Origin of the sequence: Sorangium sp. So ce836, assembly GCF_028553905.1 — a bacterium.
Lineage (GTDB): Bacteria > Myxococcota_A > Polyangia > Polyangiales > Polyangiaceae > Sorangium > Sorangium cellulosum_D.
In genome coordinates this window covers 13,109,961-13,126,421 of record NZ_CP102233.1, presented here as the reverse complement: position 1 = coordinate 13,126,421, position 16,461 = coordinate 13,109,961, and the positions used below count along the sequence as shown (strand labels likewise).

Here is a 16,461-nt window from a genome sequence, read left to right as displayed (position 1 = left end):
GCACATGAAGATCCGAGACCTGTTCGTAGCCGATGTGACCCGGGACATCCCGCCGGTCGTGTACTTCCACGAGCAGTCGCCCGCGAAGCTCCAGTCGGAGGTAAGCGAGTACATCATCACGGGCGGCTATCCCGAGGGCGATCCGCGAGCGCATCGGGTGAAGTCGGGCATCCACGAGCAGTTCGTCCGCCTGCTCCAAGGCATCCAGCACGAGCTGACGAAGAAGGGCGGCCCCGAGCTGCCAGCGTCGTGGATCTCGGGCTTCTACGGCTCCGGTAAGTCGAGCTTCGCGAAGCTCCTCGGCCTCTCGCTCGACGGCGTGGTCCTCCCCGACAAGACGCCCCTTTGGACGGCGCTCTTGAACCGCGACGACTCTCCGCGTCGACAAGAGCTGGTCGAGGCCTGGGAGGCCATGGCCAAGCTCGTGAACCCGATGGCCGTCGTCTTCGACATCGGCGGCGTGGCGCGGGACAACGAGCACATCCACTCGGCCGTACTTCGGCTCGTACAGTCGCGGCTCGGCTACTGCTCGAAGAGCAATCTCGTCGCCGACTTCGAGCTGCGCTTGGAGCGCGATGGCGAGTGGGACGCCTTCGTGCAGGCCGCCAAGAAGACTCTCGGCAAGGACTGGAAGGTCGCGAAGGAGGAGGAGCAGGCGGACGACCACTTCTCCCACGTGCTCCACGTGATGAAGCCCGATCGCTACCCTGAGCCGACGAGCTGGATCGACAGCCGGGCGGGCTCTCGCACCGGCTCCGGCACGAGCGTCCGCGAGGTCGTCGAGGCCATCGACGCGATGATCCACGTCCGCGAGGAGAACAAGTCGCTCTTCATCGTCGTGGACGAGGTGAGTCAGTACGTCCACCAGGACGAGAGCCGGATGCTTAAGCTCCAGTCGTTCGTCTCGGAGCTGGGGCAGCGCCTCAAGGGCCGCGTCTGGCTCTTCGCGACCGGCCAGCAGAAGCTCGAAGATACGGCGGAGACGAACAACCTCGGCAAGCTCAAGGACCGCTTCCCGACGCACCTTCGCGTTCATCTCGGGACGACGAACATCCGCGATGTCGTCCACAAGCGGCTCCTCAAGAAGAAGCCCCACCTGGAGAGCACGCTGCGCGATCTTTTCCAGAAGCACCGGGGTGACCTGAAGCTCTACGGGTACGCCTGCGAAGAGATCACCGAGGAGGATTTCGTCGAGGTCTACCCGATGCTGCCCGGGCACATCGACCTCCTCATGCAGGTCACGTCGAACCTTCGCACGCGCTCGACCCGCGTGCAGGGCGACGACCACGCCATCCGCGGTCTCCTCCAGCTCCTCGGCGAGTTGTTCCGCGAGCAGACGCTCGCCGACGGCGAGGTGGGCTCACTCGTCACGCTCGATGCGATCTTCGAGGTGCAGCACTCGGCGCTCGACGCTGACGTGCAAACGACCCTCTCGCGCATCTTCAACGATCCCCAGGTGCGTGACGACGTTCTCGCCCAGCGGGTCGCGAAGGCCGTCGCGCTTCTGGAGCTGATCCAGGAGCAGACGCCGACGATGCCGCCCCTCCTGGCGGCTTGCCTCTACTCCAAGCTCGGCGAGGGCAACCGCGTGCAGGCCGTGACCGATGCGCTGGAGAAGCTCCGGTCGTTGAGCCTGCTCTCGTACTCCGAGAAGCACGGTTTCAAGATCCAAAGCTCCGCCGGCCAGGAATGGCAGCGGGAGCGCGACGACATCGGCGTCGCGCAGGAGCAGATCAGCAAGATCGCTCAAGACGCGCTGAGGCACCTCGTGGGTTCGATGCAGGAGCGACCCCGGTGGAAGGGGCGCACGTTCCCGTGGACGCTGTGGTTCTCGGACGGACGCCAGGCGCACGACGTGAAGCTCCAAGACGCTCGGGAGGACTCGACCGTCGCCGTGGACTTCCGCTTCCTCAGCAAGAAGGAGGAGCGAGCCTCCACCCTCTGGGTGCCGAAGAGCGACCTGGACCAGCTCCGCAACCGCCTGCTCTGGGTCGTCGGCGAGTCCGGTGCGATCGAAGATCACGCTCGCCAGCTCGCGCGCTCGGATCGGATGCTCGAACGCTACCGACCCCGACGCGAGTCGCTCACGCGCGAGAAGCAGCGACTCCTCATTGAAGAGGAGGCGCGGTTCGACGAGCTGGAGGGCCGCGTTCGTGCCGCCGTCGCCGAGGCTTTCGTCGAGGGCACGCTCTACTTCCGCGGTCAGCAGCTGCGGCCCCGCGACACCGCGAGCGCGTTCGGTCCGGCCCTCAGCAGCGTGGCCATGCGTGTGCTCGCCGACCTCTACCCGCACTTCTCGGAGATCGCGATCTCGCCCTCGGAGCTGAACCAGCTCTTGGAGAAGGAGCTGACCGGACCGTCCACGAAGTTCATGGAGGGCGGGCTCGGCATCCTCGCGCTCGACGCCGGCAAGTATGTCGCCTCTTGCACGGGCCTGTACCCCACGCGGATCGCGCAGGAGATCGAGTCGAACGGCGGTCTCTCCGGCCAGACACTCGTCGCCACGTTCGTGAGCCCGCCCTACGGCTACGCGCCCGATCTCGTGAAGGCGTGCTGCGCCGGCCTCCTTCGCGGCAAGAAGATCCGCATCCGCCCCGCGCATGGTGACGACATCACCTCGTACCAAGACCCCGGCGTGCGCGACCTCTTCACGCGCGATCGGGACTTCCGCCGGGCCGAGTTCTTCCCGGCCACGGATGGCGAAGTTACCGGGCGCGACCGCATCGCGATCCGGAAGCTCTTCCAGACCTACCTTCAAGTCGATCTGGAGCCCGACGACGAGCCGATCGCCGACACGACCTTCCTGCACTTCCCGCCGTACCGCGAGCGGCTCCGCGACATCGAGCGCCGCTTCGACGGTCTACCAGGTCGCCCGTCGCTTCCTCCTGCGCTTCAGAAGCTAGGGCGAGCCCTGGAGGACTGCTGCCGCTCACGGCTCGTGCAGAAGACCGTGATCGAGGTGAAGCGCAACCTCGATGTTCTTCGCGACGGCTTGGAGCAGCTCGGCGTGTGCAGCGCAGAGCTGGCGCCCGATGCGATCGAGACGCTCAACAAGGCCGCTCGTGTTCGCGATCACGAACTTTCACAGCTCCGGGCGATAGAGGAGCTGGGTGGTCTCGAAGATGACGCAGCCGTCGTGACGAACCATCTGTCTGCCGATCGCCCGTGGCGCGAGGCGAGCCAGCTCAACCCCGCGATCGATCGCATCAAGGCCCGGTACGTCGAGGTCCGGCGGTCGCTCTTGAACCGGCAGAACACCGAAGCCGAGGCCGTCCGGAGCCGCGTGAAGACGCGCTCGGGCTTTGCGCAGCTCGACGCCGACCAAGCCCACCGTGTCCTTCGTCCCGTCGCCGAGGTGATGGTGGACACGACGCCCGAGGCCATCTCGCCGACCCTTGTCGAGGTCCGTGACCGCTTCGCGAGCCGCATCCATCACGCCGAGGAGCAGGCCAACGATCGGCTCGACGAGGAGTTGAGCAAGAAGACCGACAGCCAGGTCGTGAAGGTCGAGACGCACTTGCGAGGCCGAGAGGTCGCAAGCCGCGAGCAGCTCCAGGCCGTCTTCAAGGAGCTGGAAGACCGCATCGGACCTCTTCTCGACCAGGGCGCCCGCGTCCGCATCGTCTAAGCCATGCCGCTCACGCCCGATGCAAAGAAGCTCCTCGCCGAGACGCTCCGAGGGAGCGTACAGGACCCCGAGAAGGGCATCCGCTCGCGCCTCCTGAGGGCCACCCACGACGAAGCCGATCGCCTCTACCGCCTGTCGGTGCCTACTGGCGAGGCGGGGCTCGAGGAAGCCCACCGCCGCCGTCGAGAGCGGATCGAGTCGTGGATCGATGAGCGGGCCTGCGCGACGAAGCCAAAGAGCAAGGCCAGGCATAGGCACGACATCGATCTCGCGCGAACGAACCGCCCGGCGTTTTGGGAATACGTTCCTGATGAAACGCGCCCGTGGGTACACTTCATCAAGGGCGCTGACGCTCGTGCATGGTTCGAGCCCTTGTCGCATCTCGTACACTGGAACCGCAACGGTCTCCAACTGGGAACCTACGAGAAGAGTAAGTTTGGCCGAGAAGCCGACCGCTATTTCTCGCGCGGCGTGGCGTACTCCACGATTGGGGCGTCCTTTACCGCTCGTGCCCACCGGGACGCCAGCATCTTCACTGACGCCGGTTCATCGGCGTTTCTTGCTGACGTTGCTACAGCGGTCTGCATGCTGAACAGTTCGATGGCGCGGCATGTACCGCAATCACTCAATCTGACTGTCAGCTTTACGAACGGAGACGTTGAACGGGTGCCCATGGTTGGCTTCGCAGAGGCGCGGGAGATCTTTGCGCGAGTTGGTGAGGTGTTCGATGAGCACGAGGCAGCGAGGGAAGCGTCGCCGGAGTTCGTACGTCCTGGCCCTTCCGCACGGCGCTATGCGCAGGCGTGGGTCCAAACGGCGATCGATACACCTGACGGCCATCCGCTGCCTGCCTTCGACCCAGAACGAGATGACCCTCCGGCGGAAGCGTTCATCTCTTTTGCGCTCGGCGTGGTGCTCGCTCGCTTCGACCCGAGTCACGGGGGCGTCCGAGCAAGCGCGAGCGGCTCCGCACTGCCGCGAGGCTTGCTCGTCCTCTCGTCCGAGGGTTTCGACAGCCTCGACCACCCGGCTTGTGAGCCCTTGCATGTCGCATGGCGCGAGCACAACGTCGTCGGGCAAGACAAAGACCTGTGGACGTACTTGCGGAGGTCGTTCTTCACCTTCCACAAGAAGCTCTACGATGGTCGGCCCATCTACTTTCCACTCTCCTCGTCAAGGAGGAGCTTCGTCGCACTCGCCTCCACTCACCGTTGGAGCGACACTCTCAGCGTCCTCCTTGCCGGCTACCTAGTGCCGACGAAGCGACGGCTCGACAGAGAGGTCGAGAACCTCCGTTTCGCCAAGGCGCCGGCGACCAACAAGGCGAACGCTGAGAAGCGCTTCGCTGAGGTGCAGCGGCTGATCGAGGAACTGGACGACTTCATCGTGAGGATCGCGGAGGTCGCGGAGAGGGGTCCACCCAAGCCCGATGGTAAGACCATCGAGCGAGCAATGAATTCACGTTTCGTGATGATCATGGAGGACGGCGTGATGGTGAACGCTGCAGCCTTGTGGTCGCTGTTAGAGCCACAATGGAAGGACCCCAAGAAGTGGCGGTCGCAGGTTGCAAACGAGAGCGGCCCGAAGGGAACGCATCTTGACTGGTCCCACCTCGCGGCCCGCTACTTCCCGACCCGCGTGCGCAAGAAGTGCCAAGAGAATCCGTCGTTCGCAGTCGCGCACAAGTGCTTCTGGGCGCTGCACTCCGGGAAGGCGTACGCCTGGGAGCTGCGGCTCCAGGACGAGATCGGCCCCAACTTCACGATCGACGAGCCGGGGTCCGCTGACGCCCGCGCCAGCTTCTTGAAGGAGCACGAGCGGGAGGCACGCGAGATCCTCACCAAGGAGATGAAGCGGAGGGAGAAGAAGAACGCGAAGGAGGACGAGGGCGAAGCCGGTCCGCTGTTCGATGACGCGGATAGCCAGGACGCGGAGGAAGCAGATGCCTGAGATGGCGCCCGAAGCCATGGAGGCGCTCTCCTCCAGCGTCAGGCGTCTGCGGACGCTGCTGGAGGGTGACCTCACTCGTCAGCTTGATCGACGGTTTCGGCTTTCGGTTCCCTCCGCCAAGGCTGGACTCGATGCGAAGGAACTCGCCCTGCGCAACCGGTTGGAAGGGTGGTTCGCCGAGCGCGCTCGGGCGCGTCGTGAGGGCGGGGAGGCCGGGTTGGATGCGCGCGCGTCGGTCGAGTCCGAGATGGCGTCGAACGCCCTCCTCCGGCTCTTCCTTCTTCGACAGCTTGAGGCCTGTGGCGTCTCTCGGCCCGCGGTCCTCACCGGCGGATGGAGCAGCAAGGGCTATCTGGAGTTCCGAAGCCACGGCCCTGGGCTAACTGATGGCCAAGGCAAGGACGACTACGAAGGGCTCGACTTCCTGCTGAAGCTCCTCTTCGAGGAGCTGGCGATCGACCTTCCGGGACTCTACGGCGAGCGGCCCCTCGACCGATACTTCACGCTCTCGCCCGCCGCGTTGCGCGAGATCGTCGCAGTCCTTAACGCGCCGGAGCTGGCTACGGCATGGCAAGACGACACGACCCTCGGGTGGGTGTACCAGTTCTGGAACGACCCGCAGCGAGAGGCAATCGACGCGCGCATCGGGCCTCGGGGCAAGGTTGACGCCCACGAGATCGCGTCCAAGACGCAGCTCTTCACCGAGCAGTACATGGTGGAGTGGCTGCTGGAGAATAGTCTGGGTCGGATTGCCCTCGACATGCGCAAGGCACGAGAAGCGCGGCATTCCGACCAGCCGAAGGCACCGCCGCCCTGGCCGATGTTCATCCACAACGCGGCGTCGCTCGATGGCGAGCTACCGTCACGCCTCGCGGAGCTTCGAGTCCTCGACCCGGCGTGTGGGAGCGGTCACTTCCTGGCCGGCGCCTTCGACCTGCTAGTGCCGCTGTATCGCGAGGAAGCGCGCGACGCCGGCAACGAGATGTCAGACGAGCAGATCGCGGAGAGCATCCTCCGCAACAACCTTCACGGGATCGACATCGACAGTCGTGCCGTTCAGGTCGCGGCTGCCGTGCTCTATCTTAAGGCGCGAAGACTCGCTCCACGGGGCCGCATCCCACCGATGAACTTGGTTTCGACCGCGTTCGATCTCGATGGGCTCGCTCCCGACGACCCTGCTCTTGCCGCACTTGCACGCGCGTTTCCGAGTGGTCGTGGCGACGTGACGGAGGCCGTGCGCGCTCTGCGTCACGTAGGGGTCCGAGGCAGCCTGATGCGGTTCCGCCACGAGCAGGCACCTCCGCTTCTCTTTGAGGAGTCAGACCCCAGCGTCAGCGTCGAGCGGTTCGTGACCAACCACACGGGCGCCGACGACCTTGGGGTCCGCTTCGACGGGACCCAACTCGCTGCGGGCCTGCGGTTGCAGCGTCTCTTAGTCGAGGGCCGCTACGACGTGGTGGTTTTCAACCCCCCGTACCTCGCTACGTCGAAGATCGACTTGCCCACCTCCGTGCTGGTGGAGGCGTTTGGTGACAGCCCCGATCTGTTCGCCGCGTTCGTTCAGCGAGCTTTCGAGCTGTGCAAGCCAAACGGCCTCATTGCCTTCGTGGCGCTGTCGAATTGGATGTTCCTCAGCACCTTTCGCGACACCCGCGAGCGGATGCTCGCGGGCCACATCCTGCTTTTGGCGGACGTTGGAAAAGGCGCGTTCCGCCGAGCGTCCAAGTTGATCCAGTCGGCGATGGTCGTCGCCTCGCCGAAGCATCAGCCAGAGAGCAAGTCCTTCGCCGCGAGGGTCGGCACTCGCGATACCATCTCGGCTTTGCAGACCGTCGAGATCGCAGACGCGCTCAAGAACGAGGCGAACTACACGCCGTTCGATCCTGGCGTGTTCGCGCGAGTAGAGGGAGCCCCGTTGCTCTTCTGGCTCGATCCGGCGTTCATGCGCCGGTACGGCGAGCTTCCAAAGATTGATGATGTCGCCGACTGCCAGGGTGGCATCGCAACGACGAACAACGAACGGTTCCTCCGCGCAATCTGGGAGGTGCCCCACCATCTCGCGAGGGCTGCCGCGACGGACCAACCCGGTCCGTTCCTGCCCTACCTGAAGGGCGCGGAGGGGCGGGAGTGGATCGAGCCGTATCGATGGGTGCTCCGAGCCGAACACCGCGCTCTTGAGCTGCGCGTCCTCCTCCCCAACGTCCGAGTCGAGCGCCCCTCGTTGCTCGGGGTTGCCTACACGACGATTGGCCACCGGTTCGGGACGCGGCTTCATACCGTTACGAGCGTTCGTGACGTGTCTGGTGCGTCCGTCTTTCCCGCGTCCGAGGTCACCGCTGAGGCGCTCGTCTGCGCGTTGAATCGGAGCGTCGTTCGGGATCTCGCGTCGGCGCTGAATCCGACGGTCAACTTCCAGCTTGGTGATGTGCGCCGACTGCCGTTCGATCCCGTGGAGGGGGCAGCCGAGGTCGTTGCCAGGCTGCGCGTCGCGTTCACGGGTCACGAACGTGGGAACGAGCTGTCGATCGACTATCGAGCCCCGGAACCGACGACTTGGGAGTCCACGCAGTCCTGGGCTCAGCGCGCGGTGGACCGCCCAACGGGCCAGGCGCTGCCCGTCCCGAGCTTCGTCGAGGAAGCCCCCCAGCCGTGGCTTGCCGTCTCCCATGCCCTGGGGGTCGCTCTCGGGCGATTCGACGTGGGAGGTGGGATCGCGGAGTCAGGTGCCAGTGGGCTTCCCGACGGGATCCTTCTTCTCGGTCCGGAGTCTCCGGCTCTGAACCACGAAGCGTGTGCGGCTCTGCGCCACGCCTGGCGGGTGGCTGGCGACAACATCGGCCGTGAAGGCGAACTCGGAGCCTACCTCCGGAAGAGCTTCTTCCCGGAGCACCGGAGCTTGTACGAGGGTCGGCCCATCCACTTGCCATTGTCGTCCGCGAAGCGGGCGTACGTCGCGTACGTCTGTGTCCACAGCCTCCGCTCCAACACGCTCTCCGTCCTCCTCGCCGAGTATCTGATGCCCGAGAAGCGGAGAATTGAAGGCGAGCTGACCGACCTGCGGGAAGCCCGTCAGGCGGGCCGCACAAAGGGAGCTACCGAGAAGCGGTTTACCGAGGTGCAGAAGCTCCTCGAAGAGCTGGATGAGTTCATCGCGAGCGTGACCGAGATCGCAGAGAAAGGTCCGCCACCTCCCGACGACAAGACGACGAGGCGCGAGGTCGATGCACGCTATGAGATGGACCTCGACGACGGCGTATTGGTCAACAGCGCCGCCCTCTGGCCGCTTCTGGAGCCACAATGGAAGGAGCCAAAGAAGTGGTGGAAGGAGCTAGCGAACGCGCAGGGCAAGAAGGACTACGACTGGTCCCACCTCGCGGCCCGCTACTTCCCGACCCGCGTGCGCAAGAAGTGCCAAGAGAATCCGTCGTTCGCAGTCGCGCACAAGTGCTTCTGGGCGCTGCACTCCGGGAAGGCGTACGCCTGGGAGCTGCGGCTCCAGGACGAGATCGGCCCCAACTTCACGATCGACGAGCCGGGGTCCGCTGACGCCCGCGCCAGCTTCTTGAAGGAGCACGAGCGGGAGGCACGCGAGATCCTCACCAAGGAGATGAAGCGGAGGGAGAGGCGGGACGCCAAGGGAGATGACGCGGACGCAGGGCCGCTGTTCCAGGAAAGCGATCCGGGGCAGGACCTGGAGGGAGCTGATGCGTAGCCCTGGCCTCCCGAGAGCAAGGATCCGGGAACTCCGGATAGTTCAAACCGACCAGCGAGGGTCCGTATGAGTGGCCCCGTCTCGCAGGTCATCGAGCAGGAGATCCTTGGCGAGCTTCGTCGCCAGGGCATCGTGATCTGGCTCGACAAGGACGCGCACTACTCGCGCCTCGTGGACGACCTCGCCGTCGCGCATGGCGCCGGTGCGTTCCCGTTCCCGGTCGTCGGCTTCCGCGGAAGCTTCCTCGACCTGCTCTTCAAGCTAGAGCCTTACGGCAGCGGTCTCGACAAGCAGCCGCTCCTCATCCACATGCCTGGCTTCACCGAGCAGTCGATCCGCGCGACGCCGGTGCTGGAGCTGTATGAGCCTGGCGTCAGGTTTCGGAAGGGCCTCGACACGTTGATCCGGGAGGCCGCTACAGCGCGTGTGGCTCCCGCGGAGGTCGAGAAGTTCGTGGCGAAGCAGCCGAGCCTCGAAGAGGCCGACGCCTGGCTTTCATCTGCGGTCTCACAGAGCACATTCGGGCTTGCCGCAGCGCTCGACGAGTTCGGGCCCCGGATGCTGGCCGAGGCTCTCGCCCAGCCCAGCTCGCTCGCACCCCGTGTGATGGCCACCGAGGAGATCAAGACGCTTCGGAACTACATCCACCGGCTGACCGGCATGGACGAAGCGTGGGAGGCCTTCTACCCCGACACGGAGTCGAAGCCGCTCGACCGAGCACTCCACCAGCTTGGTGCGTGGGCGCTTTCCGTGGAGTACGTCCACGACCTCCGCCGGCCAGCACACGACGAGCGCCTACGCCGGCTCAAGTCTCTGTCCGCTCCCCTGGTGAAGGCGTGCTGCGATCTCGCGGCGCAGGTCCGTCGCGACAGCGGCGACGCCTATGCGCGGATCGCTGATGAGGTCGAGGGCTTCCTGACCGACGAGCTGGCTACGATGTCGCCCTACGACCTTGGGCAGATCGACACGTTCCGCGAGGAGGAGAATCGGGTCCTGATCGGAGCGGTCGATGCTCTTCGCAAGGGGGAGTGGGCGAAGGCCAAGGCCTGGTGCGAGGTTCGCCAAGGAGACAAGTCGTTCTGGCTTCAGCGGGATCAGCTCCGACGCTGGGCGTGGAACCTCGTCGCCGAAGCCGCCGACTTCGGTTCGACCCTCGCACGGCACCCCAGGCCGCTGGCGGGCGCACGCAGTCTCGACGAGGCGGCCGAGCGGTACGCGAAGGACGGCTTCGAGGTGGATCGCGCACATCGTCGCTTCGAGCAGCGGCGCCTCGCGCTTCTGGAGTCGCGCCTGCCCCACTACGGGGCCCTCCGCGAGGTCGCCACCGAGCTGAGGAAGGCTCATCGTGCGTGGGCTGACCAGCTCACGCGCGACTTCTCCAGCCTCTGCAAGGAGCACGGCTTCCTGCCGTCTCCAGAGCTGCGGCAGCGGAACCTCTTCGAGCAGGTGGTGTACCCGTTGACGCTCACGAGCGAGAAGGTCGCGGTCTTCGTGATCGACGCTTTCCGCTTCGAGATGGCGACCGAGCTTGTCGAGGAGCTGAAGGGGGCGGGCACCGTCGTGGATCTGAAGCCACGACTCGCCGAGCTTCCGACAATTACGTCGGTCGGCATGAACGTGCTTGCGCCGGTTTCCCAGGGCGACAAGCTCACGGTCGCCGGCATCTTCCAGGGCTTCAAGACCGGCGAGTTCACCGTCCGCAAGCCCGAAGACCGGTCGAGGGCAATGGGGCTCCGAAGCGCAGGCAAGCCGGCCCTGCTCTTGGAACTCGCGGACGTGTGCGAGGCGAGAACGGCTGCCCTGACCAAGGACGTGAGGCCGCACCAAGTGATCGTCGTCCACTCGAAGGAGATCGACGACGCGGGCGAGGCGAACGTCGGGCTCCCGACCTTCGAGTCCACGCTGCGCCAGATCAAGGCGGCGTGGCACCACCTCCAGCTCGCTGGCGTGAAGAACTTCGTGTTCACCGCAGACCACGGCTTTCTGCTTCAAGACGAGACGACAGAGATCCGGCCTTTCGGGACGAAGCGCGATCCGCAGCGTCGTCACGTGCTCGACGAGCATCCGCGGGCCGAGGCGGGCATGGTGAACGTGTCCGTTTCCTCACTCGGGTACGACGGGCTCACCGGCTGCCTCCTCTTCCGAGACGACACCGCGGTCTTCGCCACCGGCAACGCGGGCGCCACGTTCGTCCACGGAGGCAACAGCCCCCAGGAGCGAGTCATCCCGGTCCTCACCGTCACGCGGAAGCGGGTCGAGCAGGGTGGCTACTCGGCGTACGAGGTCGAGGTCGAACCCCTACCCGATGTGGTGGGCCTGCATCGGCTCAAGCTGCGCATCGTCTTCGCGAAACAGACGACGACGAGTCTCGGATTCGCGGCGGCACGCGCTGTGGACCTGTCGCTCCGAGCACTGGAGCGCGACGCCGTTCGCGTGGTCTTCAAAGACGTGTCCGGCCCCGGTACGCTCAAGACGGGGCGTCTCCAGGTCCCCGTAAGCGAGACCTGGACCGAGGTCTTCTTCGGGCTCGAAGGACCGACCGACGATCGCGTTCGCGTCCAGGTGCATCACCCGGACAACATCGAGAAGGTGAAGGGAGCCTCACCCGAAGCTTGGTACTCGGTGAGCGGCACGTCGGTCGGCGTCGTTACGAAGGCGTCGAAGCCGCCCTCGATCCCCCCGCCTGCCACTGAGGGATGGGCGGGCACCATCGCCGACGAGGGCATCCGCAAGGTCTTCCTCCACATCGAGAAGCACGGCGTGGTGACCGAGCTCGAGGTGACCAGCCTGCTCGGATCGCCGCGAGCCTTTCGAAGATTCTCGTTGGAGTTCGAGGAACACCTTCCGAAGCTCCCGTTCAAAGTTCGGATCGAGACGGCAGAGGGCGGCAAGCGTTACGTGCGAGAAGGTGACCGATGACGAGTCAGCGAGACCGCGAGCACATCTTTGAACGTCTTCGGTCCGGGGTCGTGCCCGAGCGCGGGTTGGAAGCGTTCGCCGTCGGCATCGAGAAGCAGCGCGCCGAGATCAACCGGCTCCTCGGACTCGCCGCGTCGGGGGAGGGCGTCTTCAAGTTTCTCCGGGGCGGCTACGGCTGCGGGAAGACGTTCATGGCCCGGCTCGCTGTGGTCGACGCTCAAGCCAAGGGCTTCGCCACGAGCTTCGTTGTCGTCTCGGACAACGATCTCCACTTCCACAAGTTCGACGACGTGTACCGCAAGGTCGTCCAGGAGCTGGGGACCAGCTCGTGCCCGAGGGGCGCGCTCGGCGACATCATCGACCGCTGGATCGCCAAGGTGGAGAACGCGCTCATCGATGGAGGAGCCGACGAGAACGCGACCGACTTCGATCAGAAGGTCCAAAAGCGCATCGAAGAGGACATCACCTCGCTCACCGGCGGCAAGGCCCCCGAGGACCTCGGGCGGGTCCTGCGCGAGGTCTTCAAGTTGAAGCAGGCGGGGAAGGTGCGCGAGGCCGGCGCGCTCATGTCGTGGCTCGCGGGCAGCGAGAACGTCAGCGCCTCCGAGAAGAAGGCCGCCGGCATTAAAGGCGACATCACGAGCACGGACGCCATGGCCTACCTCCAGGGCGTGCTCGAAGTCGTGAAGGCCGCGGGCTACAAGGGCCTCGTCATCGTCATCGACGAGGCGGAGACGATCCTCCGGATGCGCGGTGACGTACGGGGGAAGTCGCTGAACGGCATCCGTCAGATCATCGACGCGGCCGACAGATTCAAGGGCGCCTTCTGGGTCTTCACGGGCACGCCGGAGTTCTTCGACACGCGGCGAGGCGTCGCTGGGCTCCAGCCGCTCCACGACCGCATCCGCTTCCAGGTCGAGGGCGGGCTCGTCTCGATGCGCCAGCCGCAACTGGAGTTGAAACCCTTCGACCGTGATCGTCTGAAGGACGTGGGCCTTCGACTCCGCGAGCTGTACCCGATGGGGGACCCGAACATCGTCGCGCAGAGGGTCACTCCCGAGGTCATCACCGCGAAGGTCGACGACGTGACCAGGGGCTTCGGCGGCGACGTGGGCATCGTCCCGCGACAGTTCCTCCGGAGCCTCGTGAACCTGTTCGATGTCGTCGCCGAGAACCCAGACGCGCAGCTCCCCGAGCCGCCGAAGACCGTCGTCGAGGAGCGCGCAGCCGAAGGGAAGAAGCCGCTGGAGTACGAGCCCGAGCCCAACGACGAGAGGGGCTACCCGGTCACGTCGGTGGAGTTCTAGCGCGTGTCCGCGTTCGCTCGCTTCCCTCCGAGGCTGCAGGAGGCGATCGTCTCGCGCCTCGGTTGGACTTCGCTCCGCCCCGTGCAGGAGCTTGCCAGCGAGGCGATCCTCGACGGCAAGAACGCGGTTGTTCTGGCGCCGACGGCCGGTGGGAAGACTGAGGCCTCGATGTTCCCGGCCTTGGCGAACCTGGTCGAGCGGGAGCCCGAGGGCGTGGGCGTGATCTACATCGCGCCCATCAAGGCACTGCTCAACAACCAGGAGGACCGTCTCGGGACGTACGCTGAGATGGTTGGCCTGCGTCGGTTCGTCTGGCACGGAGATGTGAACGACGCCGCGAAGCGAAAGTTCGTCCGCGAGCCCGCGGAGATCCTCATGACGACCCCCGAGTCGCTGGAGGTCATGCTCGTCTCGCCGAGGTCCCCGGTGCAGCGGCTCTTCAAGGACCTGCGGCTCCTCGTGATCGACGAGGTTCACGCGCTCGCCGGGACGGACCGCGGGGCGCACTTGATGTCGGTCATCGAGCGGCTCGCGCCATCGAGCCAAAACGACATCCAGCGGGTCGGGCTCTCGGCGACGGTGGGCAACCCCGACCAGATCCTCACGTGGCTGAAGGGCTCGTCCGAGCGCGAGGGGGTCGTCGTAGACCCGCCGAAGGCCCTGGCGAAGCGTGACCTCTTCGTGGGCCTCTACGACAGCGTTGTGGGGCTCGCAGGGGAGGCCGCCGCTCGCGCATCCGGCAAGAAGAGCCTGTTCTTCTGTCAGTCCCGGGCTCTCACCGAGACGGTGGCCGAGCGGATGCGCGGTCGATCGATCGACGTGTTCGTGCATCACAGCTCGGTCTCGCTGGAAGAACGACGAGCTGCCGAGGAGCGGTTCGCGCACGGCACGAACGCGTGCATCGTCTGCACCTCGACGCTGGAGCTGGGCATCGACGTGGGCGACCTCGATCGCGTCTTCCAGGCGAACGCCCCGAGTACGGTCTCCTCGTTCATGCAACGTATGGGGCGGACGGGGCGGCGAGCCGGGACGAGCGCGAACACGACTTTCCTCTGCGAGGACTCCGAAACCGTGCTGCAAGCCATCGCGCTGATCGAGCTAGCGCGCGAGGGCTGGGTCGAGCGCGTCGCCGATCAGCAACGGTGCTGGCCGGTCCTCGTCCACCAGCTCCTCGCCCTCACGCTCCAGCACGGCGCCATCAGCGCCGAACGCTGCTGGGAGCAGCTCACACGAGTGCCGGACTTCCGCGCGATCTCTCGGCCCGAGTTCGACGAGACGATCGAGCACATGAAGAAGGAAGACTTCCTCTTCGAGGCCGGGGGACTTCTCTCGATGGGGCAGAATGCCGAGAAGGCCTTCGGCAAGAAGAACTTCTTGGAGCTGTACGCCGTGTTCTCGTCGCCGGTGCTCTACCGCGTCGTCACGACCGGTGGGCGCGACCTCGGGTCCCTCGAACAGAACTTCGTGGACCGGCTCGTCGAGGACATGTCCTCGTTCCTCCTTGGTGGGCGTGCGTGGACCGTCGAGCGCGTGAGCCACGACGATCAGGTCGTCATCGTTCGAGAGGCTCCTGGAGGCCGCAAGCCGAGCTGGGGTGGGTTCGTCCCGCAGCACCTCGGGTTCGAGCTGTGCCAGAAGATGAAGCGGATCCTCACCGATGCCGACCGCTTCCCTTACGTTGACGAGCCTGGCTCGAAGCATCTCGACGAGAAGCGCGAGGACCTCGGCGACCTTCTCCGTCGCTCGGGGCACGCCGTGCAGCTCGACGGCAGCATCGCGCGCTGGTGGACCTTCGCGGGCGGCAGGATCAACCATACCCTCAAGTACGGCTTCGAGGTCGCAGCGGGATGGAAGGTCGTCGCCGACAATTTCCAGCTCCGCATCGAGGGTGATGGCGTCGGCCACGAGAGCGTTCGTGCGGCGATCGGCAAGATGGCGTCGGCAGCGTTCTGGGACACGCCAGAGGTTCGTCGAGCGGTGCTCGCCCGGTTGCCCGGCTACCGTCTCTCGAAGTTCCAGGACTGCCTGCCGGAGAAGTTCGCCCTGGAGGTCATCGAGAGCTACCTGATCGACGTGAGTGGCACGGTGCGGTGGCTGGCGAGCTAGTCAGCGCTTTCGAGGTGCTTGCCGCTCAAGCCGCCAGATGAAGGTTCGCCTCACTTCATCTCGCTCGACGCAGATGAATGCTCCGGGCGAGACGTGGAGCTTGTAGGACCACGGCTTCGCGCTCTTCGGTCGTGCGACGATCCTCGCCGGTAGGTGGGCGTTCAGCTTCTCGAGCGGTCGCCCGGAGGAGGCGGGTTCCGTGCTGTAGCTTCGACAGTCGTCGAACCGGAAGGTCAGCGCCCGTCGCCGCACGAGCGCTGCGAGGACGCCGGCGAGGGGCGTGAACATCTCGTCGGACGCATCGACCATCAGGCACACCGTGCGGCACGACCAGATCGCCGCCGTGATGTCTGCCAGAGCACGCCCGAACGCTCGCCCATCGGCGCGTCGTCGACGTGGAAGCCGAAGGTGAGCGGATCCCTGCCTCCTGGTGCCTTCGGGGGTGTCTGCGGAGGCGGGGGGAGGACCAGAGGCTGGAGCGCCGAACACGTCCTCTTACGATCGGGCACGGGTTACTGGTACGGCAAGCGAGGGGACCGATGGGCAGGAGCGCCGCGTACGTTCGCCGTCGAACTCGCCGTGGTCCGGCTCAAGCGGCTCAGGCACGGGAACGGTCCCGGAGCGGGTGCCGGACAGGGGGTCGCCGTGCCAAAAGTTTGCCAAATCTCGGGTCCCGTCCTGTCCGCCGCTGTCCTCTCCCGTCCCTCTTCTCAACCGCAGCAAATGCCGGAACTCACAGCAGATTTCAGCGGAGGAGAAGGGATTCGAACCCCTGGTTGAGTTGCCCCAACGGCGGTTTTCAAAACCGCTGCCTTCGACCGCTCGGCCACTCCTCCAAA

Annotated in this window: 6 protein-coding genes and 1 tRNA gene; 6 read left to right on the top strand and 1 reads right to left on the bottom strand. The window is 65.6% G+C overall.

From position 1 onward, the window contains the following. The first annotated feature begins 4 nt into the window (after positions 1 to 4). The 6 genes from brxC to NQZ70_RS48015 all read left to right on the top strand — a co-directional run bounded on the left by brxC (position 5) and on the right by NQZ70_RS48015 (position 15,622). Positions 5 to 3,628 carry a BREX system P-loop protein BrxC gene (gene brxC / locus NQZ70_RS48040; protein WP_129580216.1) on the top strand — a complete coding sequence of 1,208 codons (3,624 nt, stop codon included), beginning with the start codon at positions 5 to 7 and terminating at the stop codon, positions 3,626 to 3,628. A gap of 3 nt (positions 3,629 to 3,631) precedes the next feature. Beyond that, entirely contained in the window at positions 3,632 to 5,578 is a 1,947-nt protein-coding gene (locus tag NQZ70_RS48035; RefSeq protein WP_129580215.1) for a hypothetical protein, read from the top strand. Further along, complete coding sequence (locus tag NQZ70_RS48030; RefSeq protein ID WP_129580214.1) at positions 5,571 to 9,290, top strand: Eco57I restriction-modification methylase domain-containing protein; 3,720 nt, start codon at positions 5,571 to 5,573, stop codon at positions 9,288 to 9,290. The genes NQZ70_RS48035 and NQZ70_RS48030 overlap by 8 nt, the downstream gene beginning before the upstream one ends. A 66-nt stretch (positions 9,291 to 9,356) precedes the next feature. Further along, the gene (gene pglZ / locus NQZ70_RS48025) at positions 9,357 to 12,209 is read left to right on the top strand and encodes a BREX-6 system phosphatase PglZ (RefSeq protein ID WP_129580213.1); all 2,853 of its coding nucleotides are present in this window, start codon (positions 9,357 to 9,359) and stop codon (positions 12,207 to 12,209) included. Then, the gene (gene brxD / locus NQZ70_RS48020) at positions 12,206 to 13,516 is read left to right on the top strand and encodes a BREX system ATP-binding protein BrxD (protein ID WP_129580212.1); all 1,311 of its coding nucleotides are present in this window, start codon (positions 12,206 to 12,208) and stop codon (positions 13,514 to 13,516) included. The genes pglZ and brxD overlap by 4 nt, the downstream gene beginning before the upstream one ends. A gap of 3 nt (positions 13,517 to 13,519) precedes the next feature. Beyond that, positions 13,520 to 15,622, top strand: a complete 2,103-nt coding sequence (locus tag NQZ70_RS48015) for a DEAD/DEAH box helicase (protein ID WP_129580211.1) — start codon at positions 13,520 to 13,522, stop codon at positions 15,620 to 15,622. A 749-nt stretch (positions 15,623 to 16,371) separates the two neighbouring features. Here the strand turns inward: NQZ70_RS48015 and NQZ70_RS48010 are convergent. Beyond that, positions 16,372 to 16,458 (bottom strand) — tRNA-Ser (locus tag NQZ70_RS48010). Positions 16,459 to 16,461 lie beyond the last annotated feature (3 nt).

What these genes read in the sequence shown, in the direction of transcription:
- NQZ70_RS48030 (WP_129580214.1), top strand. Translation starts at nt 5,571, where the DNA reads ATGCCTGAGATGGCGCCCGAAGCCATGGAGGCGCTCTCCTCCAGCGTC.
- brxC (WP_129580216.1), top strand. Translation starts at nt 5, where the DNA reads ATGAAGATCCGAGACCTGTTCGTAGCCGATGTGACCCGGGACATCCCG.
- NQZ70_RS48035 (WP_129580215.1), top strand. Translation starts at nt 3,632, where the DNA reads ATGCCGCTCACGCCCGATGCAAAGAAGCTCCTCGCCGAGACGCTCCGA.
- pglZ (WP_129580213.1), top strand. Translation starts at nt 9,357, where the DNA reads ATGAGTGGCCCCGTCTCGCAGGTCATCGAGCAGGAGATCCTTGGCGAG.
- brxD (WP_129580212.1), top strand. Translation starts at nt 12,206, where the DNA reads ATGACGAGTCAGCGAGACCGCGAGCACATCTTTGAACGTCTTCGGTCC.